10 protein-coding genes are annotated in these 9,350 nt (G+C 61.6%); all 10 read left to right on the top strand.

Annotated elements, in window-relative coordinates; translation table 11 throughout:
- The coding region (locus AC1D1P_RS07740) for an MFS transporter (RefSeq protein ID WP_477672584.1) at positions 1–1,592 on the top strand (1,592 nt) is incomplete at its 5' end.
- Positions 1,589–1,945: a DUF805 domain-containing protein gene (locus AC1D1P_RS07735; RefSeq protein ID WP_477668725.1), complete on the top strand. Its 357-nt coding sequence runs from the start codon at positions 1,589–1,591 to the stop codon at positions 1,943–1,945. The genes AC1D1P_RS07740 and AC1D1P_RS07735, both read left to right, overlap by 4 nt.
- Before the next feature lie 21 nt (positions 1,946–1,966).
- A complete protein-coding gene (locus AC1D1P_RS07730; RefSeq protein ID WP_477672583.1) occupies positions 1,967–3,331 on the top strand; it encodes an FAD-binding oxidoreductase in 1,365 nt (454 codons plus the stop codon).
- Between the two features lie 15 nt (positions 3,332–3,346).
- A complete protein-coding gene (locus tag AC1D1P_RS07725; RefSeq protein WP_477668723.1) occupies positions 3,347–4,225 on the top strand; it encodes a methyltransferase domain-containing protein in 879 nt (292 codons plus the stop codon).
- A complete protein-coding gene (locus AC1D1P_RS07720; RefSeq protein WP_477672582.1) occupies positions 4,225–5,259 on the top strand; it encodes a hypothetical protein in 1,035 nt (344 codons plus the stop codon). The genes AC1D1P_RS07725 and AC1D1P_RS07720 overlap by 1 nt, the downstream gene beginning before the upstream one ends.
- Positions 5,260–5,314: 55 nt before the next feature.
- Entirely contained in the window at positions 5,315–6,268 is a 954-nt protein-coding gene (locus AC1D1P_RS07715; RefSeq protein ID WP_477668721.1) for an alpha/beta fold hydrolase, read from the top strand.
- Between the two features lie 128 nt (positions 6,269–6,396).
- Positions 6,397–6,861: a YiaA/YiaB family inner membrane protein gene (locus AC1D1P_RS07710; protein WP_477668720.1), complete on the top strand. Its 465-nt coding sequence runs from the start codon at positions 6,397–6,399 to the stop codon at positions 6,859–6,861.
- A 27-nt stretch (positions 6,862–6,888) separates the two neighbouring features.
- Positions 6,889–7,347, top strand: coding sequence for a hypothetical protein (locus AC1D1P_RS07705; RefSeq protein WP_477668719.1), 459 nt, complete (start codon positions 6,889–6,891; stop codon positions 7,345–7,347).
- Positions 7,348–7,360: 13 nt separating this feature from the next.
- Positions 7,361–8,176, top strand: a complete 816-nt coding sequence (locus AC1D1P_RS07700; protein ID WP_477668718.1) for a DUF2145 domain-containing protein — start codon at positions 7,361–7,363, stop codon at positions 8,174–8,176.
- 30 nt (positions 8,177–8,206) lie between these two features.
- Positions 8,207–9,235: a serine endopeptidase gene (locus AC1D1P_RS07695; protein ID WP_477668717.1), complete on the top strand. Its 1,029-nt coding sequence runs from the start codon at positions 8,207–8,209 to the stop codon at positions 9,233–9,235.
- Positions 9,236–9,350: the final 115 nt, after the last annotated feature.

Below are 9,350 nucleotides of genomic sequence, written 5' to 3'. Positions count from 1 at the left end.
CCAATGTCCAGGTGCCCGTGCTTTTGGGTTGCACGTTTTTGATGGGGCTGCATTCCACGATATTCGGCCCGGTCAAATTTGCCTACCTGCCGCAGGCGCTCAACGAGCGCGAGCTGACCGGCGGCAACGGCATGGTCGAGATGGGCACCTTCGTGGCCATTTTGCTGGGCCAGGTGGTGGGTGGGCTCATGGTGGCCGTACCCCAGGTCGGGCCGGACTATGTGGCCATTGCATGCATCGGCCTCGCACTGGTAGGCCGGCTTGTCTCGCAGTTTATTCCGCTGACGCCAGCGACTGACCCAGGCCTGAAAATCAATTGGAACCCGGTGACAGAAACCTGGCGCAACCTCAAGCTTGCCAACGGCAACCTGGTGGTATTCCGCTCCATGCTGGGTATCAGCTGGATGTGGTTTTTTGGCGCGGTATTCCTGAGCCAGTTTCCGAGTTTTGCCAAAGAGGTGCTGCACGGTAACGAGCAGGTGGCGTCTTTGCTGCTGGTGGTGTTTTCCATCGGCATCGCGACCGGATCGCTGCTCTGCGAAGTGCTCAGCAAACGCCACGTCGAGATAGGGCTGGTTCCTGTGGGAGCCATCGGCATGAGCGTGTTTGCGGTTGACCTTTACTTCGCCTCGCGCGGCTTGCCGTCAGCGCCCGTTATGACCCTGGGCGCCTTCATGTCGCAGCCTGTGCATTGGCGCGTAATGATCGACCTGGCCTGGCTCAGCCTCTTTGCCGGCCTCTACAGCGTGCCGATGTACGCGCTGATCCAGCTGCGCAGCCAGTCCACGCACCGGGCGCGCATCATCGCGGCCAACAACATTCTCAATGCGCTGTTCATGATCGTCAGCGCTATCCTGGCCGGCGCGCTGCTCAAGGCCGGGTTCAGTATTCCGCAAATCTTCCTGTTCGTTGGATTGGCCAATGCGGTGGTGGCGTTCTACATCTTCATGCTGGTGCCTGAGTACCTGCTGCGTTTCATCGCCCTGATCGCCTCGCGCCTGGTCTACCGCTTCAAGATCACCGGTGACGACAACATCCCTGCTACCGGCGCTGCCGTGCTGACCTGCAACCATGTCAGCTTTGTCGACCCGGTGCTGCTGATGGCCGCCAGCCCGCGTCCCATCTACTTTGTGATGGACCACCGCATCTTCAAAATGCCGGTTCTGGGCTGGCTGTTCCGGCTGGCCAAGGCGATCCCGATTGCACCGCGCACGGAAGACCCGGCGTTGTACGAGGCGGCTTTCGAGGCCGCCGCCAAGGTGCTGCGTGATGGTGACCTGCTCGCAATATTTCCCGAGGGCGGCATTACAAAAAATGGCGAACTGCAGGAGTTCAAAGGCGGCGTCATGAAGATTCTGGAGAATGCCCGGCGTGATGGTGTGCAGGTCAATGTGGTGCCGATGGCGCTGACCGACTTATGGGGCTCCTTTTTCAGCCGCGCCGAAAAAGGAGTTGCCATGACCAGACCCTTTCGGCGCGGGCTCTTCAACCGGGTGGGCCTGAATGTAGGCATGCCAATTGCTGCGGACAAAGTGGAGCCTTTGGATCTGAGGGCGAAGGTGGAACAACTTCTGGGACAGGACAAGACATGACTGCGCTTCAATTTTTTAAAGCTGGCGGCAGGCTTTCTCGCGGTGGCTTCTGGCTGCATGGCCTCATCGCGTGGATGGTTTTGTACCTGGCCTGGGCAGCCGCAGGGCCGGCGCCTTCGGTGGTGCTGGCCTGGCTCATCAATGGTCCGGTACTGGCGGCGCTGATATTGCTATGCATCCGGCGCCTGCATGACCGCAACCGTTCGGGTTGGTGGCTGCTGCTGGTCCTGGTGCCGGTGGCCGGCGCGTTGTGGCTGGCGTGGCAACTGGCCTTCAGGCGCGGCCTGCCGCAAGACAATCGCTGGGGCCCCGACCCGTTGGCGCCGCGCGGCGACTATCTGGTGGTGCGGTAGAGGATGACGCGGGACCACAACATGCACAACAACACTTTGATCGTGAACGATGTGACCGGCCTCAACCCGGTTGCCGTCTGGGCCATCAGCAAACCCAAAACCGTGGACGAGGTGTGCGATGCCGTGCGCCGTACCGATGGCTCGCTGTCGGTGGGCGGCGGGCATTTCAGCATGGGCGGGCAGACCGCCAGCCCCGGCAGCCTGCACCTGGACATGCGTGAGCTCAACCAGATCATCCGCTTCTCGCCGATGGAGAAAACCATACGCGTGCAGGCTGGCATTCGCTGGTGCGACATCCAGCGATTTGTTGATCCGCACAACCTCGCTGTGAAGATCATGCAGACCTATGCCAATTTCACGGTGGGCGGCGCGCTGAGCGTCAACTGTCACGGTCGCTACATGGGCCTGGGCGCAGTGGTGATGTCGGTGCGGGAGATCCGGGTGGTGCTGGCCGACGGCAGCGTGCAGGATGCTTCGCCTTCCGTCAATGCGGAACTCTTTTACGCCGTGATCGGCGGCTACGGCGGTGTGGCCGTGATCGTTGAGGCCGAGCTGGACCTGGCGGACAACACCAAGGTCAAGCGACTGGCCCGCAAGATGAGTGCGGCCGAATACATCAGCCACTTCAAGGCCAAGGTCAGGTATTTTCAGGATGCTGTTTTCCACAATGCCGACCTGTACCCGCCGCATTACCGCAAGGTGCGTTCTGTCACCTGGGCGCGTACTGACGAAGCCACGACCGAGCCAAGGCGTTTACAGCAAGGCGGTGAAACCTACCCTGTGAACCGCTACTTTGTGTGGGCCGTGACCGAAACCCCCTTGGGGAAATGGCGGCGCGAATACCTGATCGATCCCCTCCTTTATCTTTTCCGCAAGGTGCACTGGCGCAACTTCGAGGCGGGTTACGACGTGGCGGAGCTTGAGCCGGCTTCGCGCAAGCACACAACCTATGTGTTGCAGGAATACTTCATTCCGGTGGAACGGTTTGACGACTTCGTGCCGATCATGGCGGAAATCCTGCAGCGCTATCGCGTCAATGCGCTCAATGTGTCGGTGCGGCATGCGCGGCCCGACCCCGGCACCCTGCTGGCCTGGGCCCGGGGTGAGACCTTTGCGTTTGTCCTCTATTACAAGCAGCGCACCCGGGACAACGCCATCAACCGCGTGTCGGTCTGGACGCGCGAGCTGATTGATGCGGCCATCAGTGTCGGCGGCAGCTACTACCTGCCCTACCAGCCGCATGCAACGGCGGAGCAGTTCCACGCCGCCTATCCGCGGGCCAAAGAGCTGTTCGCCCTGAAACGCAAGCTCGATCCGCAGTTCCGCTTGCGCAATGTGCTCTGGGACAAATACTACGCCCCCACATTGAACGCCTCCAACACCTGAACGACTGGGCTTGCCATGACCACAACCTCACCCGCTTCGGAATTTCGCGCCGTTTTCAGCGTCACCCGCTGGCACGACGGTTTTTACAAGTTCCTGCAGAACATTTACCGCCTTTATCCTGAGGACCGGTTTCACACACTGATCAAGAACACCTCTGCCGAGCTTGACAACGATGAAGCCATTTACCGCAGGCTCCAGCGTGAGCTGCCGAAGATCAAGCCCTTCATGGCGGACCTGACCCTGGCGTTGCCGGCGCTCTTCAAGCAGAAGAAGGAGATGGCTGACCAGACCCAGCGGCTCCTGGGCGACAAAAAGCAGATTGACGGTTATGTCGAGATCGGCTCCACCGGCCGCTACATCAGCGAGCTGAAAAAGCGCATCAAGGTGACCGGCCCCGTCACCCTGGTGAATGATGTGGCGCCCACCAACTCGCCGGTGGACATCGCAGAGCGCGGCGGCCTGTTCAAGATCGGCGGCTTTGTGCCCATGAACGACTATGACCCGCTGCCAGCGAGCCTGCCCGATGCCAGCGTGGACCTGGTGACCTGCTACATCGGCCTGCACCACTGCCCGCTGGACAAGCTGGATGCCTTTGTGGCATCCATCGTGCGTGTGCTTAAGCCGGGCGGCATGTTCATCCTGCGCGACCATGACGTCACAACGCCCGAGATGTTCACGTTTGTCTCACTGGTGCACACCGTCTTCAATGCTGGTCTGAACGGCGCATGGGAAACCAATCAGCGAGAGCTGCGCTACTTCCGTCCCGTTGCCGAGTGGGTGGCTTACCTTGGCGAACGTGGACTGAAGGACAGCGGCAAGCGCGAGCTGCAGGCGCACGATCCCTCCGACAACGTGCTGCTGGCGTTCACAAAATCCGGCGAGGCTGCCGCGTGATGCGCTGGCTGCGCAATCTCACAGTTGCGGGCGCCTTCGCCGCGCTTGTCGGTATGGCGTCGGCCTCCGGCCCTGCGCCGGTGGCGGGGCCCGAGCATGTGCGCGGCGTCGAGCAGACGCTGCTGACTTATCCCGAATGGTTTCTGGTGTTCAGCCCCTATGAGTACGGTGAGTTCATAGGTACCAGTGCGCCCAGCCGCTTTCCTTTTTATGGCCACATCGGCCAGTTCTGGGAAAGCTACAAAGCCGTCTTTGACGAGACGCGCCGCCGCGGGCTCGACCTCAACCCCGGCTATCACCTGATGATCATGGTGATAGGCACCAGCACGACGGTGGAATATGCGCTCAAGTCGGCCTACGAGACGCTCGTCGGGCGGCTCGCCGAATCACTGGCCGGCCGCACCACGCCCGAGGACAGGCATGCGGCCAGCGTTGCACAGGACTATGTGCGGTTTATCCGCGTAGAGCCCTGGTACCTGTATGACTTCGACAAGGCGCTGGCAGGTCTTTGGCGCGATGTGCCTCTCATTGGGCCTGACATGGTCCGCAAGTGGGAACGCCGCTTTGCCCTCACGACCGAATACCTGGTCAAGGCGGGTTATGCCCGGCTGATCAAGCTGGGCACGCAGACGATCTACGATGCGCCTTTGCCGGTCACTGCCGTGGTGGCAAAGCCTGTGCCGCGGGCCGACACCGCGCTGCCGGAGCTGAAGGTGCTTTCGCCGACATCCGACGGTTCGGCCCTGGTCACCATCCCCCGCTACGAGGCATTCATGCGCTATGCCCAGGCGCTGGCGGTGCAAGGCGTCAATTTCAGCGAGATCGCAGGCAATGACTCATTCATCCTGGTCAGCGTGCTGGCGCCAGGCACCTGGGAACCCACCAGCCCCGCCACGCCACTGCTGAGGCAACCTATCATCACCCGGCCCGGCACCCAGCGGGTGGTGTTGACGGTGCCCGTCAAACACCTGGCCGAGTCGTTGCGCCAGTGGCAAGCCGGCAAGCTGCAGGTGGAGCACATTTTTGACTATTAAGCGGCGAGAGCAGAAGCCAGGGCGCACCTGGCTTTTTTATCCGTGGCGCGTACTCATGGCGCTGGTGGCCTGCCTGTTGCTGGTTGTGGCTTTTTCCTGGGCCCGCATGCTGTGGGTTGAGGACCACAGCCCGCGTGAGGCGGCACCCAGGGAAGGGCGCTGGCTGCATGCGCATGACGTGGACCTGTATGTGCAGGAATTCGGCGACCCGGCCGCGCCGCCCCTGGTACTGACCCACGGCACCGGCGCATGGAGCGGCACCTGGGACCAGAACGTAAAGGCCATGGCGGCCGCCGGCTATCGCGTCATTGCGGTGGACCTGCCGCCCTTCGGCTTCAGCACGCGGCCTGCTGCGCGCGACTACAGTCGCAACGCACAGGCGCGCCGCATCATCGGCTTGATTGATGCGCTGAAGCTCGGGCCCGTTACGCTGTTGGGCCACTCCTATGGCGGCGGGCCCGCGGCCGAAGCCGCCATGCTGCAACCCGACCGCGTGCGCCATCTCATCCTGGTCGACGCGGCAATCGGCCTGATGGAATATCCCGCACCAGCGAAAAGCGGCGGCGTGGCGGCGAGCCTCTTTGGCATTCGCCCGCTGCGCACCGCACTGATTGCCGCGGTGGGCACTCAGCCCTTGTTCAGCGAATTCTGGTTGCGCCAGTTCGTGGCTCGCAAGGAGGTCGTCACGCCTTCGCGCACGGCAATTTATCGGCAGCCTTTCGTGCTGGACGGCTTCACCGCCAGCCTGGGCGACTGGGCCGCGCAATTTGCCGGCGAGAGCGGCAAGTCCCTGAGCGAGAAACCTGAAGGTTTCCGCGAGCTGCCCATGCCGCTGACCTTGGTCTGGGGGCAAGAGGACACGATCACGCCGCTGTCCCAGGCCGAAACCCTGCAGCGCCTGGTCGCCGGATCAAGACTGCTGGTATTGCCTGGCGTCGGTCATATTCCGCAAATTGAGGATCCGGCCTTGTTCAATATGCGCATGACGGAGGCGCTAAGACATCCTTGAACCGGTTCCTTGAATAAGTATCAAAATTCGATACTCTTCGATCATTGTTGAGGATCTGTATCGTTATTCGCGTGATTTTGCAGCGTTGGCCCGCACAGTAGTGGCACCTCAACAACCGCAAGGTTTTTATGCAGACGCTGATACACCGTGACTCCAAACCCTGGCAGGTTCAGGTGTGGGCCTCGTTCGTGATTGCAGTTTTCCTTTGCGCTGTGGGCTTGTCTTGGCTGCCCGGCAAGGACCTGGACCGCGCTTTCATGATCATGGGGTATTTCTTCTGCCTGTCGGCCGCTTTCGTGCTGGCCAAGTATGTGCGTGACCAGGAGCAAAGCCGGGCCGAAGGCCGGCTGACGGACACCCCAATGTTCAAGCTGGTGGTGTGGGGTGGCTTCTTCCTGGCGATGTCGCTGACGGGTTGGGGTTTGTGGCGCATGGAGATCAATGAAACCTACAAGGCTTTCCTGGGCGTGAGCTGGCTCTACCTGATCACCTGCAGCTTTACCCTGGCCAAAACCCTGCGCGACCGGCACGAAGCCGACTTGAGCGAAGCCCGTATGGGCCGCGGGCCCCGCGGTCACGCGGCCAGCGAATAAGTAACAACACTTCTTCTGGAACGCATCATGAAAAAATCATTTGCTACATATTTAATAGCTGTTTGCGCAATATTGGCGGGCGCTACGGCATCTTTTAATGCGCAAGCCCAATCCGAGGCTTCCGCTCTCAGTGCCGTCTCGGCACTGCCGGTAGCCTCCGTCGTAGTCACGGCCAGCGCCGCGGTGGGTGCAGTCGTCGCTGTGCCTGTGGTTTTGTCTACGGCCGGTACGGTGCTGGTGGTCAAAACGGTGGAGAGCACGGCAAGGGGAACGGTGTACGTGCTGGAGCGCGGCTCCGACGGTGCCCGCGCCAGCATCGAGGTGGTCGGCCGGGGCGTTGCCGGTGTTTCCATGGTCGTCGGCACCGCCGTGGTGGTCAGTGTGGTAAGCGCCGGGGTGGTGCTGTCGGCGGCCGGAGAGGCCATTGCCTTTATTCCCAATGCACTAGGCCGCGCGCTGCTGCACAACGAGCGGTTGACCCAATAAGGCGGAGTACCCCATGAAAATCACTCGAGTCGTCCTGCCGTTGTTGCTGGCTGCTTTTTTCCTGGGCGCCGCCCCAACTGTCCATGCCGGGCGTTCCTGCGAAGCGCGCAAAACCACCCCTCAAACCGTTGAGCGCGGCATGACACTGGCCGAGAAGACGCTGGCATCGCTCAATGCCAGCGGCGAGAAGGTGGTGGTGCTGGCGCGGACAGGCCAAGACCTGGGCAAGTACGGTATTCGCTATTCGCATCTGGGCCTGGCCTATCAGCTGCCCGACGGTCAGGGCGGCATAACCTGGCGCGTGGTGCACAAGCTCAACACCTGCGGCACCGGCGACTCAGCGGTTTATCGCCAGGGACTGGGCGAGTTTTTCCTGGACGACCTGTGGCGTTACGAAGCTGCCTGGGTGGCGCCTGCGCCGGAAGTCCAGGCACGCCTCCTGGCGCTGCTGCAAGACCCGGGCCGGTTGACAGCCATGCACCACAAGCCTTACAGCATCGTGAGCTACGTGTGGGGCCGCAAGTACCAGCAGTCCAACCAATGGGCGATTGAAACCATGGCCGCCGCGATGGAACCCGGGGTGACCACGCGTGAGAAGGCTCAGGCCTGGCTGCAATTCAAGGGCTACGAGCCCACCACGCTGAAGCTGGGCCCTTTGACCCGCCTGGGCGGGCGCGTGACYGCGGCGAATATCGCGTTTGACGACCATCCCAACGACAAGCGGTTTTCTGACCGCATTGAGACCGTCACGGTGGATTCGGTGTTTGACTGGCTGCAACGCGCGCAAATGACTGTGCCCGGCAAGCCCGTGACCGTCATCAAACTGTGAAAACCTGTTTTCCAGAAAACGGAGATAACCATGGCCAACACTTTGCGATTGACAGAAAAATGGATGCACCGCGGCCTCTGGCTGGTGGCTTTGGTGTTTGCCGGTTTCCTGATCGGTTTGGGCGGCACGGTGGTCGGCGATTTGCCGAAAGTCGAGAAGCAGCTCTCGGTCGACGACTACATGGACGCCACAGCCAGCAATGCGCTACGCGGCGCCATCAAAACGGCAGAGCGGGCCGAGCGTGACGCGCAAATCTCGCTGGAGCAAGCCCAGCTTAAACGCCGGGCAGCCCAGGCGGATTCGGCCGCAGCGCGCGAAACCTTCGACAACTGGCTGTCCACGCGGCGCGCCACGCAGTTGGCTGAGCAGGATGCCGAACTGCTGTCGCGCACGCGGGCGCTGGACGGGTTGAAAGACCGTGAACGCGCGGCGGGCGTCGCCGTAGAAGCTCAGCAGCAGGCGGCACTGGATGCCCGGCAGGGTGCGACGCGCGAGCGCCGCAGGCTGGCGGAGATGGAAGAGGCTGCCCAGGTGCAACTCAACGCCGAATACCGGCGTGTGGAACTGCGCATCTTTCTGTACCGCCTGGCCCTGACTCTCCCGTTGCTGGTGGCGGCCGGCTGGCTGTTTGCGAAAAAGCGCAAGACGACTTACTGGCCCTTTGTGTGGGGTTTTATCTTCTTTGCTGTGTTTGCCTTCTTCGTCGAGCTGGTGCCTTACCTGCCTAGCTACGGTGGTTATGTTCGTTATATCGTGGGCATTGTCGTCACGGCGCTGGTGGGCCGGCAGGCCATTGTTTCGCTGAACCGATACCTGGAAAAGCAGAAGCTGATCGAGCAGCTGCCGAACATGCAACGCCGCGAGGAACTGAGCTACGACACGGCACTGACAAGGCTTTCCAAAGGCGTGTGCCCGGGCTGCGAGCGGGCTGTGGACCTGAAAAATCCGGAGATCGATTTTTGTCCGCACTGCGGCATCGGCCTGTTTGACCATTGTGCGAAGTGCTCCACGCGCAAGAGCGCGTTCGCCAGGTTCTGCCATTCCTGCGGTGCCAGCTAATGCGCTTTGACCCATCGCGCAGGAGGGCGCTATCGGCAATCGCGGGTGGTGCTGCGCTGACGCAACTGAATGCCGAGGCGAAATGCCCGGTCGATCCGTTGAGTGTGTGCAATGT

Source organism: Polaromonas sp. P1_E1_2 (genome assembly GCF_056406035.1).
The sequence above is the reverse complement of the archived record's forward strand: the minus strand, read 5'-3'. Positions and strand labels throughout refer to the sequence as shown.

Coding starts and splice junctions, on each gene's coding strand:
- AC1D1P_RS07735 (WP_477668725.1), top strand. CDS start 1,589: ATGACTGCGCTTCAATTTTTTAAAGCTGGCGGCAGGCTTTCTCGCGGT.
- AC1D1P_RS07730 (WP_477672583.1), top strand. CDS start 1,967: ATGCACAACAACACTTTGATCGTGAACGATGTGACCGGCCTCAACCCG.
- AC1D1P_RS07725 (WP_477668723.1), top strand. CDS start 3,347: ATGACCACAACCTCACCCGCTTCGGAATTTCGCGCCGTTTTCAGCGTC.
- AC1D1P_RS07720 (WP_477672582.1), top strand. CDS start 4,225: ATGCGCTGGCTGCGCAATCTCACAGTTGCGGGCGCCTTCGCCGCGCTT.
- AC1D1P_RS07715 (WP_477668721.1), top strand. CDS start 5,315: ATGGCGCTGGTGGCCTGCCTGTTGCTGGTTGTGGCTTTTTCCTGGGCC.
- AC1D1P_RS07710 (WP_477668720.1), top strand. CDS start 6,397: ATGCAGACGCTGATACACCGTGACTCCAAACCCTGGCAGGTTCAGGTG.
- AC1D1P_RS07705 (WP_477668719.1), top strand. CDS start 6,889: ATGAAAAAATCATTTGCTACATATTTAATAGCTGTTTGCGCAATATTG.
- AC1D1P_RS07695 (WP_477668717.1), top strand. CDS start 8,207: ATGGCCAACACTTTGCGATTGACAGAAAAATGGATGCACCGCGGCCTC.